The sequence below is a fragment of the Streptomyces sp. AC627_RSS907 genome (assembly GCF_019049165.1).
The window spans coordinates 49,943-63,977 of sequence record NZ_JAGMUE010000016.1; the positions used below are offsets into that span (position 1 = coordinate 49,943).

At 72.9% G+C, this 14,035-nt stretch carries 12 protein-coding genes; 4 read left to right on the plus strand and 8 right to left on the minus strand.

Going from position 1 to position 14,035, the window contains the following annotated elements; translation table 11 throughout:
* Window positions 1-11: 11 nt before the first annotated feature.
* Entirely contained in the window at window positions 12-638 is a 627-nt protein-coding gene (locus tag KUM32_RS05130) for a DUF305 domain-containing protein (RefSeq protein ID WP_217140584.1), read from the minus strand.
* On the minus strand, window positions 635-1,303 hold the full coding sequence (locus tag KUM32_RS05135; RefSeq protein WP_217140585.1) for a DUF3105 domain-containing protein: 669 nt from the start codon (window positions 1,301-1,303) through the stop codon (window positions 635-637). The genes KUM32_RS05130 and KUM32_RS05135 overlap by 4 nt, the downstream gene beginning before the upstream one ends.
* Window positions 1,304-1,651: 348 nt before the next feature.
* Between KUM32_RS05135 and glnA the strand changes: the two genes are divergently transcribed.
* A complete protein-coding gene (gene glnA, locus KUM32_RS05140; RefSeq protein WP_217140586.1) occupies window positions 1,652-3,013 on the plus strand; it encodes a type I glutamate--ammonia ligase in 1,362 nt (453 codons plus the stop codon).
* 30 nt (window positions 3,014-3,043) lie between these two features.
* On the opposite strand, the gene KUM32_RS05145 is transcribed toward glnA, so the two are convergent.
* From KUM32_RS05145 to KUM32_RS05165, 5 genes are all read right to left on the minus strand, one after another.
* Complete coding sequence (locus KUM32_RS05145) at window positions 3,044-3,253, minus strand: DUF397 domain-containing protein (protein WP_217140587.1); 210 nt, start codon at window positions 3,251-3,253, stop codon at window positions 3,044-3,046.
* Window positions 3,250-4,101: a helix-turn-helix transcriptional regulator gene (locus KUM32_RS05150; protein WP_217140588.1), complete on the minus strand. Its 852-nt coding sequence runs from the start codon at window positions 4,099-4,101 to the stop codon at window positions 3,250-3,252. Before KUM32_RS05150 ends, KUM32_RS05145 begins: the two co-directional genes overlap by 4 nt.
* A 56-nt stretch (window positions 4,102-4,157) precedes the next feature.
* Window positions 4,158-5,063, minus strand: a complete 906-nt coding sequence (locus KUM32_RS05155; protein WP_217140589.1) for an alpha/beta fold hydrolase — start codon at window positions 5,061-5,063, stop codon at window positions 4,158-4,160.
* 521 nt (window positions 5,064-5,584) lie between these two features.
* The gene (locus KUM32_RS05160) at window positions 5,585-6,811 is read right to left on the minus strand and encodes an MFS transporter (protein WP_217140590.1); all 1,227 of its coding nucleotides are present in this window, start codon (window positions 6,809-6,811) and stop codon (window positions 5,585-5,587) included.
* A gap of 100 nt (window positions 6,812-6,911) precedes the next feature.
* Window positions 6,912-7,964: an endonuclease/exonuclease/phosphatase family protein gene (locus KUM32_RS05165; protein ID WP_217140591.1), complete on the minus strand. Its 1,053-nt coding sequence runs from the start codon at window positions 7,962-7,964 to the stop codon at window positions 6,912-6,914.
* Between the two features lie 338 nt (window positions 7,965-8,302).
* Here KUM32_RS05165 and panB point away from each other — a divergent pair, with 338 nt between their 5' ends.
* The 3 genes from panB (at window position 8,303) to KUM32_RS05180 (ending at window position 11,298) form a co-directional block, all read left to right on the plus strand.
* Window positions 8,303-9,178, plus strand: a complete 876-nt coding sequence (panB, locus tag KUM32_RS05170) for a 3-methyl-2-oxobutanoate hydroxymethyltransferase (protein ID WP_217140592.1) — start codon at window positions 8,303-8,305, stop codon at window positions 9,176-9,178.
* Between the two features lie 234 nt (window positions 9,179-9,412).
* Window positions 9,413-10,441 (plus strand): ATP-binding cassette domain-containing protein, encoded by a 1,029-nt coding sequence (locus KUM32_RS05175; RefSeq protein WP_217140593.1) that lies wholly within the window; start codon window positions 9,413-9,415, stop codon window positions 10,439-10,441.
* Window positions 10,438-11,298: an ABC transporter permease gene (locus KUM32_RS05180; protein ID WP_254405056.1), complete on the plus strand. Its 861-nt coding sequence runs from the start codon at window positions 10,438-10,440 to the stop codon at window positions 11,296-11,298. The genes KUM32_RS05175 and KUM32_RS05180 overlap by 4 nt, the downstream gene beginning before the upstream one ends.
* A gap of 17 nt (window positions 11,299-11,315) precedes the next feature.
* Here KUM32_RS05180 and KUM32_RS05185 read toward each other — a convergent pair.
* A partial coding sequence (locus KUM32_RS05185) for an AfsR/SARP family transcriptional regulator (RefSeq protein WP_254405057.1) occupies window positions 11,316-14,035 on the minus strand: 2,720 nt, incomplete at its 5' end.

The window sequence follows — 14,035 nt, forward strand, 5'->3', positions numbered from 1 at the left end:
CGGTGCCGGGCTCAGGCCCGCGGCTTCGCGCCCCGCTCGGCCAGGAGGTCCGCCATCAGCCGGATCTCCGACTCCTGCGACTCCACCATCCCCCGGGCCAGCCGCTTCTCCACGCCGACCGTGCACGTCTCGGCGCACCCCTCGGCCATGTGGACGCCGCCCTTGTGGTGCTCCGTCATCAGCTGCAGGTAGAAGACCTCCGCCTGCCTCCCGTTCAGGGTGCCGAGCTTCTCCATCTCGGCGTCGGTGGCCATCCCCGGCATCAGCGAGCCCTCCCCCGCGGAGGGCATGTCGCCCATGCCCATCCAGGTCATCGGCGGGTCGGACGACACCTTGGGCAGCCCCCACAGATCGAGCCAGCCGATCATCATGCCGCGCTGGTTGGCCTGCGTCTGCGCGATGTCGTACGCGAGCCGCCGCACCTCCTCGTCCCCGGTGCGGTCGCGCACGATGTACGACATCTCCACGGCCTGCTGGTGGTGCACCGCCATGTCCCGCGCGAAACCGGCGTCCGCCGAGTCGGCCGCCGGGACGCGCTCCGCGCCGTCGTCCCCGGCGCCCGCGTAGGTGATCGCACCGGCCGCGACGAGCGCCGCCGCGGCGGCCCCGGCGATCCAGCAGGCGCGGCCCGGTTTCACTGGGACAGTCCGTTGGTGCAGGCGGCACCGGGCTCGGGGGTCTGCTCGCCCTGGACGAACTTCTCGAAGAACGTGTCCACGTTCGGGTCGTCGGCGCCGGTCACCGTGCGCTGGTGGCCCCAGGCGGTGAGCATGATCGGGTCCTTCTGCCCCTCGACCGGGCTCATCAGGGAGTACGGCGTCTTCTTGACCTTGGCGGCAAGCTTCCCGACGTCGGCCTTCGGGGCCTTGCTGGTGTACGTGACCCAGACGGCGCCGTGCTCCAGCGAGTGCACGGCGTTCTCCTTGTTGAGCGGCTTGGTGTAGACGTCGCCGTCGCAGTTCATCCAGACCTGGTTGTGGTCGCCGCCGACCGGGGGCTCGACGGGGTACGTCACCTTCTTGGTGACGTGGTTGCGGGACAGGTTCCCCTCCCAGGTCCGCACCCCGTCCTCCCCGGCGACGAACTTGCCGGTGCTCTTGTCGTCGGACGCCGCGGCGTCGTCGGAGTCGCCGGACTGCGACCGCACTAGAACGACCCCGCCGGCGACGAGACCGGCGACGACCACGGCACTGACCGCGATCGTGAGGATCCGGTTCCGGCGCTCGCGGGCCTCCTCGGCGCGCCGCATCTCGGCTATGCGTGCCTGTCGCGCCGTGTTGCTGCTCTTCTTGGCGGAACCCATGGGGTGTGCCCTTCTTGGGAAGGAAAGAAAGCGGGGGGCGGTGAGTCCGCTGATCGTAATGGGGGAGCGGGGGCCCTTTGTAGGGGAGGTCGCGGGATCCGTTCACAGGTTCTGTCGTAGGTTCCGTCCCGGCGGGATCCCAGGAATGGCCCGATCGAACACATGGCCTCTAGTCTGCGGGGAGAGCGGTACACCGGACGTACGTGAGACGTTCAGGCCGTGACCGGTCTGCCGATCGGGGTCCGCAACGCGTACGAAACCGTGCTGTGGTGTGATGCCCGGGTGCCCGACCGCCTCCCGCCGTACCGGAGACAGGCGGCCTGACCAGCAAGGATGGGGAAGCGGAAGATGGACAAGCAGCAGGAGTTCGTGATCCGGACGCTGGAGGAGCGCGACATCCGGTTCGTACGCCTGTGGTTCACGGACGTACTGGGCTTCCTGAAGTCCGTCGCCGTGGCCCCGGCCGAGCTGGAGCAGGCCTTCGACGAGGGCATCGGCTTCGACGGCTCCGCGATCGAGGGCTTCGCCCGGGTCTACGAGTCCGACATGATCGCCAAGCCGGACCCCTCCACCTTCCAGGTCCTGCCCTGGCGCGCGGAGGCCCCCGGCACGGCCCGCATGTTCTGCGACATCCTGATGCCGGACGGCTCCCCGTCCTTCGCCGACCCGCGCTTCGTCCTCAAGCGCGCCCTGGCCCGCACCTCCGACCTGGGCTTCACCTTCTACACCCACCCGGAGATCGAGTTCTTCCTGCTGAAGGACAAGCCGGTCGACGGCACGGTCCCCACCCCCGCCGACAACTCCGGGTACTTCGACCACACCCCGCAGAACATCGGCATGGACTTCCGCCGCCAGGCCATCACCATGCTGGAGTCGATGGGCATCTCGGTGGAGTTCTCCCACCACGAGGGCGCCCCCGGCCAGCAGGAGATCGACCTGCGCTACGCGGACGCGCTCTCCACGGCCGACAACATCATGACCTTCCGCCTGGTCATGAAGCAGGTCGCGCTGGAGCAGGGCCTGCAGGCCACCTTCATGCCGAAGCCTTTCTCGGAGTACCCCGGCTCCGGCATGCACTCGCACCTCTCGCTCTTCGAGGGCGACCGCAACGCGTTCTACGAGTCCGGCGCGGAGTACCAGCTCTCCAAGGTCGGCCGCTCCTTCATCGCGGGCCTGCTGCGGCACGCGGCGGAGATCTCCGCGGTCACCAACCAGTGGGTGAACTCCTACAAGCGCATCTGGGGCGGCTCCGAGCGCACGGCCGGCGCGGGCGGCGAGGCCCCGTCGTACATCTGCTGGGGCCACAACAACCGCTCGGCGCTGGTCCGCGTGCCGATGTACAAGCCCGGCAAGACCGGCTCGGCCCGCGTCGAGGTCCGCTCCATCGACTCCGGCGCCAACCCGTACCTGACCTACGCCGTCCTGCTGGCCGCCGGTCTGAAGGGCATCGAGGAGGGCTACGAACTCCCGCCGGGCGCCGAGGACGACGTGTGGGCCCTGTCCAACGCCGAACGCCGCGCCCTGGGCATCGAGCCGCTCCCCCAGAACCTCGGCGAGGCCCTCGCCCTGATGGAACACAGCGACCTGGTCGCGGAGACCCTCGGCGAGCACGTCTTCGACTTCTTCCTGCGCAACAAGCGGCAGGAGTGGGAGGAGTACCGGTCGCAGGTCACGGCGTTCGAGCTGCGGAAGTCGCTGCCGGTGCTGTGACGCTCCGCCGGGTGCGGGTGGGGGCGGGGATCAGCCCCCGCCCGCCCCGGCGACGAACCCCGCCCACGCCGACGGCGTGACGGCGAGGCGGGGGCCGTCGGGGCGCTTGGAGTCGCGGACGAGGACGGCGGCGGGGGTCGTCGCCACCTCGACGCAGTCGCTGGGCTCGCTGGTGTCGCTGTAGCTGCTCTTGAACCAGGCCAGGTCGGCGAGGTGTCCGGATGTGTCCTTGCGGCTCATGTCTCCCCCAGCAGTTGTTCGATGAAGGCCACTGACTCCCGGGCGGACAGCGCCTCGGCCCGGATACTGCCATAGCGCAGTTCGAGGATGCGCAACTGCCGGGGATCCGTGACGGGCCGGCCGCCGAACATGTCGTCCGCCCGTCCGACCGCCGTGCCGTCCTCGAACTTGAGCACCTGCATCCGCCCGCCTCCCGGATGGTCACCGCGAGACGTCGGCATCACCTGGATCTCCACGTGCCGGAATCGCTCGACCTCCAGCAGATGTTCGAGCTGCCGCCGCAGAACCATCCTGCCTCCCACAGGGCGCCTGAGGGTCGCCTCCTCCTGGACAAAGCTGAGTTCCGGGGCCGGGGCCCGTTCGAACATCGCCTTGCGGCCCATGCGCGCGGCGACGGCGTTCTCCACCTCGTCCTCGGTGAGGGCCGGCCGCCGCTTGCCGAGGAGTGCGCGCGCGTACTCCTCGGTCTGGAGCAACCCGTGCAGGCTGTAGCTGCCGTACGAGAGCGATTCGACCGCCCTGGACTCCATCTTCGCCAGATCCCGCACCTGCTTGGGATACCGGACCCTCTTCACGTCCTCCCAGGCCGCGGCGATGAGACCGCCCGCCCGCAGCACCTGGTCCGCCTTCTCCAGATACTCCCGCCGGGGGATCCGCTTCCCGCCCTCCACCTTGTAGACGAGATCCTCCCCGTATCCGACCGCCACTCCGAAGTCGCCGGCCCGCATCCCCACCGCTTCACGGCGCAGCTTCAACTGCCTCCCCACGGTGGTGAGGACGGCCACACCCCACTCGTCGTCCGGGTCGACCTCCCAACCCGGCTCGTCCGCCTCGCCGTTCACCGACATCCGCACCCCTCCTCGTACGCGTCGTATCGCGACGGACGACACGGTAGGGCGCCGTACTACGCCTGCGGGCGGGAACGGGACCCCGCGCACGCCAACGGGTGACCGGCCAGCAGCGAGGTGAGGATCGGCTCCGCGTGGGTCCACAGCACCGCGCCCCCGACCCCCGGTACGACACGGCGGCGGGAACCGCGTATCCGGGCCGCGAGGAGGACGCCGTTGTCCGGGGAGTGGCTGGTGTCCTGCTCGCCGTACCAGATGTCGGCCGGGACGGTGACGCGGTCGAGCGCGAAGGGCCAGCGGCCCATGGCGAGGGTGGTGTCACGGGCGTATCCGGCGGCGGCGCCCTGGGCGAAGCCTTCCGCCAGAGCGCGGCGGTAGGCGGCCGAGAAGCCGTCCTCCCGGTACACGGCGAGGTCGCAGGCCGGGCTGCCGCCCATGACCATGTCCCACATCGCGTCCGCGTCGAACCCGGCGAAGAACTCCTCGGCGCCGGACGGGTCCCGTACGGCCCGTTCGGTCAGCGCGCGCAGCTCGGCGGGCAGTGCGGCGGCGAACTCGGGGGCCGCCACCTCGTCGGCCGCCGAGACGAGGGCCAGCGCGGAGGCGACGCCGGCCTCGGCGCAGGCGAGGGCGAACGGGGCGCCCTGCGAGTTGCCGACCACGGCCGGGCGCCCCAGGTCCCGCAGCGCGCACAGACGGCGGACGTCGGACGCGAAGTCGGCGAAGGTCCGGCCGGGGGCCGGGGTCGAGGCACCGAGTCCCGGGCGGTCCACGGAGACCAGGCGTACGCCGAGCCCGTCCACGACACCCGCGCCGAAGCCGAGCCGGCGGCTCGTGGCCGCGCCGGGGCACAGCAGGACGGGCACCCCGTCCGGCGGCCCCCACTCGGCCCAGCCGAGCAGGCGCCCGTCCGGCAGGCGCGTCTCACCGAGGCGGACGGGATCGGACACGAGGACGGTCATGCACCGCATCCTGACGGCCGGGCCGTCGGTTCCGCACGGGGTTTTCCGCTGCCGCCGGGCGGGTCCGGGACCTGCCGGTGAATCCGGTAGGCCCCCGGCCCGCCCAGAGCGACGGCGGACCGGGGGTCACCGCCGCGCCGGCTCCGGGACCTGCCGCTGAATCCGGTAGGCCCCCGGCCCGCCCAGAGCGACGGCGGACCGGGGGTCACCGCCGCGCCGGCTCCGGGACCTGCCGGTGAATCCGGTAGGCCCCCGGCCCGCCCAGGGCGACGGCGGACCGGGGGTCACCGCCGCGCCGGCTCCGGGACCTGCCGGTGAATCCGGTAGGCCCCCGGCCCGCCCAGGGCGACGGCGAACCGGGGGTCACCGCCGCGCCGGCTCCGGGACCTGCCGCTGAATCCGGTAGGCCCCCGGCCCGCCCAGGGCGACGGCGAACCGGGGGTCACCGCCGCGCCGGCTCCGGGACCTGCCGCTGAATCCGGTAGGCCCCCGGCCCGCCCAGGGCCACGGCGGACCGGGGGTCACCGCCGCGCCGGCTCCGGGGCCTCCGGCATGTGCGCCGCGACCACGCGCTCCCGCCCGGCCGCCGGAGCGGCAGCGGCCCGGCGCCGGTCCACCGCCCACGCCGCGCCCGCGACCGCCAGGCCGAGGACGGCCAGCCCCGCGCCCGCCGTCGCCGGGGACGTGACGCCGAAGCCCGCCGCCAGGGCGAGGCCGCCGATCCAGGCGCCGCCGGCGTTGGCGAGGTTGAAGGCGGCCTGGTTGGCCGAGGAGGCGAGGGAGGGGGCCGCGGAGGCCTTCTCCATGACCATCAGCTGGAGCGGGGAGCCGGTGATGAAGGCCGCCATGCCGAGCAGCGCCACCGCCACCGCCGCCGTGACCTCCGCGCGCATCAGGAGCGGGAAGAGGGCGAGGACGAGGACCAGCGAGGCGAGGCCGCCGAAGAGGGTGCCGCGCAGGGAGTGGTCGGCCAGGCGGCCGCCCAGCAGGTTGCCCGCGGTGGCCCCGACGCCGAAGAGGGCGAGCAGCAGCGTCACGCTGGCCTCGGCGAACCCGGCGGCGTCCGTGAGCATCGGCGTGATGTAGCTGTACGCGGCGAAGAGCGCGCCGAAGCCGGCGACCGTCGTGCCGAGCGCCAGCCAGACGGGGACGGAGCGCAGGGCGGCCAGTTCGCCGCGCAGGCCCGTGGCGGGGGCGGGGGCGTGGTCGCGCGGGATCAGCGCGGCGAGCGCCGCTATCGCCGCGACGCCGATCGCGCTCACGCCGAGGAACGTCGCCCGCCAGCCGAGCTGCTGGCCCATGGCCGTCGCCGCGGGCACGCCGACGATGTTGGCGACGGTGAGGCCCAGGAACATCAGGGAGACGGAGCGGGCCTTGCGTTCCGGCGCCACCATGCCGGTGGCGACCACCGCGCCGACGCCGAAGAAGGCGCCGTGCGGCAGACCGCTGACGAAGCGGGCGGCCAGGAGGGAGACCTCGCCGGGGGCGAACGCCGACAGCGCGTTGCCGGCCACGAAGAGGGCCATCAGCGCGATCAGGACCGTGCGGCGGGACATCCGCGCGGTCGCCGCCGCGAGCAGCGGGGCGCCGATGACGACGCCCAGCGCGTAGGCCGAGACCAGGTGGCCGGCGGTGGGGAGGGAGATGTCCAGGTCGTCCGCGACGTCGGGCAGCAGGCCCATCATCACGAACTCGGTCGTACCGATGCCGAAGGCGCCCACGGCAAGGGCGAGCAGGGCCAGGGGCATGAAGGGTCTCGCCTTTCGAGAGCGGGGGTGCGTACGGGGGGAACCTCTATGTTCCCGTACGGAACAAAGCCTCTCAGGGCGAGTATTCCGCCGACGAATCTCAGTCGGTCGGTGTGTTGACCCTCACACGCGCGGCGATCGGCAGGTGGTCGCTGCCCGTCGCCGGGAGGGTCCAGCTGGTGAGCGGCTCGACGCCCTTGACCAGGATCTGGTCGATGCGGGCCATCGGGAACGACGCCGGCCAGCTGAAGCCGAAGCCGTTGCCCACGGCACCCTGCGGGGAGCGCATCTGGGAGGTGATGGCGGTGAGCGCACGGTCGTTCATGGTGCCGTTGAGGTCGCCGAGCAGGATCTTGCGGGGCAGCTTCTCGTCGGCGATCGCCTCGCCGAGGGCGTCGGCGCTCTCGTCCCGTTGCCGGGCGGTGAACCCGGCCTCCAGTTTCACCCGTACGGAGGGCAGGTGGGCGACGTACACCGCGAGCGGTCCGGACGGCGTGGCGACGGTGGCGCGCATCGCGCGCGTCCAGCCCAGCCCGATGTCGACGGCCCTCACGTCGCCGATCGGGTACGTGCTCCACAGTCCGACGGTGCCGACGACCGCGTGGTGGCGGTACTTCGTGGCCAGCGCCCTCTCGTACGTCGGTACCGCTGCCGCCTTCAGCTCCTCCAGGGCCAGCACGTCCGCGCCGGACGCGGCCACGGCGCGGGCGGTGCCGGCGGGGTCGGCGTTGGCCGCGTTGACGTTGTGCGTGGCCACCGTGAGGTTGCCGCCGGTGCCGGTCTTGTCGAAGAGCAGGCCGCCGAAGAGGTTGAGCCACACGCTCACCGGCAGCACCAGCGCGATCAGCGCCGTCGCCGACTTGCGGACGACGGCGATCACCAGCAGCACCGGGACCAGCAGGCCGAACCAGGGCAGGAACGTCTCCGTGAGACTGCCGAGGTTGCCGATGGCGTTCGGGATGCGCGAGTGGCCCGCCATGACCACGGCCAGGAGGACGGCGACCGCGGCGGTGACCACGCCCCGGCGCCAGATCCCCCGGTCGCCGCGCCAGCCGCCGGCCACCCGGTCCAACAGGCGCCGAAGCCGGGTTTCCCGGCGCTCGGGATCCGAGCCGCCGCTGTCCGTCTCCGTCACGTACGCCTGCTGCGCCATACCGTGCCTCACTGCCTGCCGTGCATACCGTCGCCCCCCGTGACTCAGCACCATAGGGGATGATCGGTTCCGATCCTGCCGTCCATGACGGCCGTACGGGCACGAGGACGAGCGGGTCGGCGTTCGAAGTTCCGGACACCACCTGCGCGGACCACTCTGTGACAGAACGGGCACATTCACCCCTGTGGACGCACCGGCGTACGGATACGGCGAAATCGGTGGTGCGGCGGCCCGGGACGAAGGGTCCCCCTGGCGTCCTGGCGGCACGAGGTGCCACCATGGAGGGGATCCGGGGACGCCGTCAGGGCGCCTCGAGATGACATGAAGGAGCCGTTGCCATGACGCAGCTCTCGGCTGCCCAGACGCCTCAGCGCCAGCCCTCCGACGGAAGCAGGGCGCTGTACGGGGGCAAGAGCAACCGTCGCATCACCGTCCGGGACATCACCGCCGCCAAGGAGCGCGGTGAGAAGTGGCCCATGCTCACCGCCTACGACGCGATGACCGCGTCCGTCTTCGACGAGGCCGGCATCCCGGTCATGCTCGTCGGCGACTCCGCGGGCAACTGCCACCTCGGCTACGACACCACCGTGCCCGTCACGCTGGACGAGATGACGATGCTCTCGGCCGCGGTCGTACGGGGCACCAGCCGCGCCCTGATCGTCGCCGACCTGCCCTTCGGCTCGTATCAGGAGGGTCCGGTGCAGGCGCTGCGCTCGGCGACCCGGCTGGTGAAGGAGGCGGGCGTCGGAGCGGTGAAGCTGGAGGGCGGCGAGCGCTCGCACCGGCAGATCGAACTGCTGGTGGAGTCCGGCATCCCCGTGATGGCGCACATCGGCCTCACCCCGCAGTCCGTCAACGCCATGGGCTACCGCGTGCAGGGCCGGGGCGAGGAGGCGGCCCAGCAGCTGCTGCGCGACGCCAAGGCCGTGCAGGACGCGGGCGCCTTCTCGGTCGTCCTGGAGCTGGTGCCGGCCGAGCTGGCCGCCGAGGTGACGCGCACCCTGCACATCCCGACGGTCGGCATCGGCGCGGGTCCGGACACCGACGCGCAGGTGCTGGTGTGGACCGACATGCTCGGGCTGACCGGCGGCCGGGTGCCGAAGTTCGTCAAGCAGTACGCCGACCTGCGCCGGGTCATGGGCGACGCGGCGAAGTCGTTCGCCGAGGACGTCGTCGGCGGAACGTTCCCGCAGGAGGAGCACTCCGTCCACTAGTCCCGGTCCACTGGTCCCGCACGCCACGCAGACCAGCACGGCACCACCCGGCCCCGCCGATCTTCCCCCGTCGGCGGGGCCGGCCCCTTTCCCGGCACCGGCGGGGTGTCGGCGCCGGGGGTGCCGGAGTGCCGGTGCCGGGGTGCCGGTGCCGTCGGTGGGATGTCGGGGGCACCGGACGGCTGTCGGTGGACTGTCGGTGGTTTGTCGGCGGCCCCTGGGACCGTCGTGGACATGAAGCGAATCGACGACAACCCCCCGGCCGCGGGCAGCGCGGTCACCGTACGGGGGCTGGTCAAGCACTACGGCGAGACCAAGGCACTGGACGGCGTCGACCTTGATGTACGCGAGGGCACCGTGATGGGTGTGCTCGGGCCCAACGGCGCCGGCAAGACCACCCTCGTGCGCATCCTGTCCACCCTCATCACCCCCGACGCCGGGCAGGCCCACGTCGCCGGCTACGACGTCGTACGGCAGCCCCGGCAGCTGCGGCGGGTGATCGGTCTCACCGGGCAGTACGCGTCCGTGGACGAGAAGCTCCCCGGCTGGGAGAACCTCTACCTGATCGGCCGGCTGCTCGACCTGCCCCGCAAGGAGGCCCGCCACCGCGCCGACGAACTGCTGGAGCGGTTCTCGCTCACCGAGGCCGGCAAGCGCCCCGCGGGCACCTACTCCGGCGGCATGCGGCGACGCCTCGACCTGGCCGCGTCCATGATCGGGCGCCCGGCCGTCCTCTACCTGGACGAGCCCACCACCGGCCTGGACCCGCGCACCCGCAACGAGGTGTGGGACGAGGTCAAGCGCATGGTCGGTGACGGCGTCACCGTGCTGCTCACCACCCAGTACATGGAGGAGGCCGAGCAGCTCGCCTCCGAGCTGACCGTCGTCGACCGCGGCAAGGTCATCGCGAAGGGCGGGATCGAGGAGCTGAAGGCGAAGGTCGGCGGGCGCACCCTGCGGGTCCGCCCCGCCGACCCGCTGCAACTGCGCCCGCTCGCCGCCTTCCTGGACGAGCTGGGCATCACCGGGCTCGCCAGTGCCACGGTGGACACCCAGCGGGACGCCGTCCTGGTGCCGATCCTCAGCGACGAGCAACTGACCGCCGTGGTCGGCGCGGTCACCGCGCGCGGCATCACGATCTCCTCCATCACCACCGAACTGCCCAGCCTGGACGAGGTGTTCCTGTCGCTCACCGGCCACCGCGCCAGTGCCCCGCAGGATGCCGCACCCGCCCCCGACACCCGCGAGGAGGTCGCCGCATGAGCGCCCACCCGTCGCCCACCGCCACCGTGGACGAGGCGCTCCGCGCCGCCCCCCTGACCACCACTCCCGCCCCCGACGCCCGCATCACCCCGCGCGCCCATCTGCGGCACACCGGCGCGCTGGTCCGCCGCAACCTGCTGTGGATCAGACAGGACCCGGAGTCGATGTTCGACGCCGTCCTCTTCCCGGTCGTCTTCACCCTGCTGTTCGTGTACGTCTTCGGCGGCTCCATCGGGCAGTCCCTGGGCGGCGGGCAGCAGGCGTACGTGCAGTACGTCGTCCCCGGTCTGATGGCCATGATGGGCATGAACATGGCCCAGGGGGTCGGCACCGGCTTCAACCAGGACTTCAACTCCGGCGTCATGGACCGCTTCCGGTCCCTGCCGATCGGGCGCGGCTCGGTGCTGTTCGCGAAGATCGCCGTGGAGCTGCTGCGGATGCTGTTCGCGACGGCGGTCCTGCTGGTCGTCGGTGTCCTCGTGGGCTTCGACATCACCAACTGGGCCGGTCTGCTGGCCGCCGTGGGGCTGTCGGTGCTGTTCGGCTCGGCCCTGATGTGGATCTTCCTCACGCTCGGCGTGACGATGAAGAACGCCCAGTCCGTGCAGGCGATGGGCTTCCTGGTCCTGATGCCGCTCCAGTTCGGGTCGTCGATCTTCGCACCGCCCGGGTCCATGCCGGGCTGGCTGCGGACCTTCACCGACTACAACCCGCTGTCGAGCCTCGCCGACGCCGCGCGCGGCCTGATGGTGGGCGGCCCGGTCGCGCACGACCTGTGGCTGACCCTCGGCTGGTCCGTCGCCCTGACGGCGGTGATGGCCCCGGTGGCGGTCCACAAGTTCCGGACCAAGGCCTGACCGGCCGTCGGCGCCCGTCATACCAGGGCGGTGGCCTCCTCACCGGAGAGGCCGCCGCCCTCGGCGTACGCCGCCTCGTACGCCTCGTCGCCCAGCGCCTGCCGGGCCCGCTCCACGGCCCGCGCACGCCCGTCCCGCTCCATGCCGCTGTGGACATGGCCGGCCGGCAGCATCGCGTCGGCGGCGCCGATGCACCGGGCGGCGTCCTGGGCCCGGCGTCCGCCGTCGACCCGGGCCAGCGCCATCGCGGCGACGGTCAGGTACGAGGAGCGCATGTGCGGGGCGACGGCGTCGGACAGGGGGGCGTCGGCCCGCTCCAGCGCCTGCCGCACCTTGGCCAGGGACTCCTCGTGCCGGCCCTCCAGAGTGGCGAGCCAGGCCTCCACGCCGAGGATGAAGGCGTCGAAGACGACGAAGTGGGCGAGGCTGAAGTCCTCGCGCAGCCGGCGCAGCTGCTCGCGGGCCTCGGCGGTCCGGTCGGTCATGCCCAGCCACCCGGCCAGGAAGAGCCGGGCGGCGGGCATCGCGCCGTTGTGGGACGACCCCTGGGTCCGCTCGAGCACCTCGCGCAGGACGCGCTCACCGCGCTCGGCCTCACCGGCCTCCAGCAGCGCGCTGCCCCTGCGGGCGTCCAGGATGTCCAGCTGGGCGTGTGCGCCGAGCCGTTGGGCGTGCTCCGCCGCCCTCTCGTAGTCGGCGGCGGCCAGGTGGAACTCGCCCTTGCGCTCGCGGGCCTCGGCGCGGGCGGACAGGGCCTCGGCCACGCCCCAGGCGTCACCGAGGCGCTGGTAGATCTCCAGCGCCTCGTCGGCGTCGCGGGCCGCGTCGCCCGCCCACTTGGGGCGGTTGGCGAGCACGTTGGCACGCATCTGGAGGCTGCCGGCGAGCTCCCACTCGTACCCCGGGGTCTCACGGCAGGTCCGCACGGCGGCGTCCATGATCTCGCGCAGCCGGGCCACGTCGCCGGTCAGCATCACCGCGAAGAACCAGAGCAGGCCGGGGCTGACGCAGGTCTGCGGCATACCGGGCTCGTAGGTCTCGGCGATGACCCGCAGCTTGCGCTGGGCCTGCGGCTTCTGCCAGGCGTCCAGCTCGGTGTCCATGCAGGCCAGATGGGCCAGGTGGACGCCGCGCCGGGCCTCGGCGAGGATCTCGCCGGTCATCGGGGGCGGCGCGGACGTGCACCGCTCCCACACCGGCTGGGCACGGCGGACGGGCCCCGCGAAGGGGTCCGGGCCGAGGGCCATGACCTCGCTCAGCCAGTTCCGGGCCTCCACGCGCAGGTCGCGCATCTGCCAGTACCAGACCAGCGACAGCGACAGACTCAGGGCCTCCTGCTCGTCCCGCTCGGCGATGGCGTGGCGCGCGGCGGTACGCAGGTTCTCGTACTCGCGCTCCAGCCGCTCGATGGCGGCGAGCTGCCGCGGGCCGCGCAGCAACGGGTCGGTGGTGCGGGCGAGTTCGCGGTAGTACGTGAGGTGGGCGCGCTCGGCACCGACGCGTCCGCCCACCTCGTCGAGCCGCTCGGCGGCGTACTCGGCGACGGTCTCCAGGAGCCGGTAGCGCATCTCTCCGTCGCCCGCCGGGGCGGCCACGACCAGGGACTTGTCGACCAGCGAACCGAGCGTGTCCAGGGCGGCCGGCCCGCAGACCGCCTCGGCGGCGGCCAGGTCGCAGCCGCCGGCGAAGACCGACAGGCGCCGCAGGACGTCCCGCTCGTCGTCATCGAGCAGGTCCCAGGACCAGTCGACGACCGCGCGCAGCGTCTGCTGGCGGGGCAGGACGGTGCGGCTGCCGGAGGTGAGGAGGCGGAAGCGGTCGTCGAGGCGGTCGGCGATCTGGCGCGGGGTGAGCATGCGGAGCCGGGCGGCGGCCAGTTCGATGGCGAGGGGGAGGCCGTCGAGGCGGCGGCAGATCTCGGCGCAGGCGGCCGCGGTCGCCTCGTCGGCGTCGGTGCGGAAGCCGGGCCGGGCGGCGGCGCCCCGGTCGGCGAGGAGCCGGAGCGCGGCCGGCTCGGGCAACGGCTCCACCGGGCGCAGCGACTCGCCCGGTACGCCGAGGGGTTCGCGGCTGGTGGCGAGGATCGTCAGGTGGGGGCAGCGGGCGAGCAGTTCCTCGGCGAGGCGGGCCGCGGCGTCGACGACGTGCTCGCAGTTGTCGAGGACGATCAGCATGCGGCGCCGGCCGCAGTGCTCGACGAGGCGCTCGACGGCGGTGGCCTGCCGCTCCGAGACGACCCGCATCTCCTCGGCGCCGACGCCGTACAGCACGGTCTCGCGGGCGCCGACGGCGGTCAGTACGGCCTCCGGTACGGCGTCGGGGTCGTCGACGGGGGCGAGCTCGGCCAGCCACACCCCGTCCCGTGCGGTGTCCCCGGCGCCCTCGGCGGCCTCCTGCGACAGCCGTGTCTTGCCGGCGCCGCCGGGTCCGAGCAGGGTGACGAGACGCGCGGTCGCCAGGTCGGCGCGGAGGGCCTCCAGGTCGTCGTCGCGGCCGACGAAGGAGGTGAGCCGGGCCCGGAGGTTGCCCCGGGGGCGGGAGGCCCCGGCGGCGGGGGGCGCGGACGCCGCGGGGTCACCGGGTGCCGGGGATGCCGCGGGGTCACCGGTTGCCGGGGATGTCTCGGGCGTGGACGTCTCGGGCATGGACGTCGCGGGCATGGACGTCGCGGGCGGGGCCGCGGGTTCCACGGGTATCGCCGCAGGGGGCACGGTCGTCGCCGCGCGGGCGGCTGGGG

Coding starts and splice junctions, on each gene's coding strand:
- KUM32_RS05135 (WP_217140585.1), bottom strand. CDS start 1,303: ATGGGTTCCGCCAAGAAGAGCAGCAACACGGCGCGACAGGCACGCATA.
- glnA (WP_217140586.1), top strand. CDS start 1,652: ATGGACAAGCAGCAGGAGTTCGTGATCCGGACGCTGGAGGAGCGCGAC.
- KUM32_RS05145 (WP_217140587.1), bottom strand. CDS start 3,253: ATGAGCCGCAAGGACACATCCGGACACCTCGCCGACCTGGCCTGGTTC.
- KUM32_RS05150 (WP_217140588.1), bottom strand. CDS start 4,101: ATGTCGGTGAACGGCGAGGCGGACGAGCCGGGTTGGGAGGTCGACCCG.
- KUM32_RS05155 (WP_217140589.1), bottom strand. CDS start 5,063: ATGACCGTCCTCGTGTCCGATCCCGTCCGCCTCGGTGAGACGCGCCTG.
- KUM32_RS05160 (WP_217140590.1), bottom strand. CDS start 6,811: ATGCCCCTGGCCCTGCTCGCCCTTGCCGTGGGCGCCTTCGGCATCGGT.
- KUM32_RS05165 (WP_217140591.1), bottom strand. CDS start 7,964: ATGGCGCAGCAGGCGTACGTGACGGAGACGGACAGCGGCGGCTCGGAT.
- panB (WP_217140592.1), top strand. CDS start 8,303: ATGACGCAGCTCTCGGCTGCCCAGACGCCTCAGCGCCAGCCCTCCGAC.
- KUM32_RS05175 (WP_217140593.1), top strand. CDS start 9,413: ATGAAGCGAATCGACGACAACCCCCCGGCCGCGGGCAGCGCGGTCACC.
- KUM32_RS05180 (WP_254405056.1), top strand. CDS start 10,438: ATGAGCGCCCACCCGTCGCCCACCGCCACCGTGGACGAGGCGCTCCGC.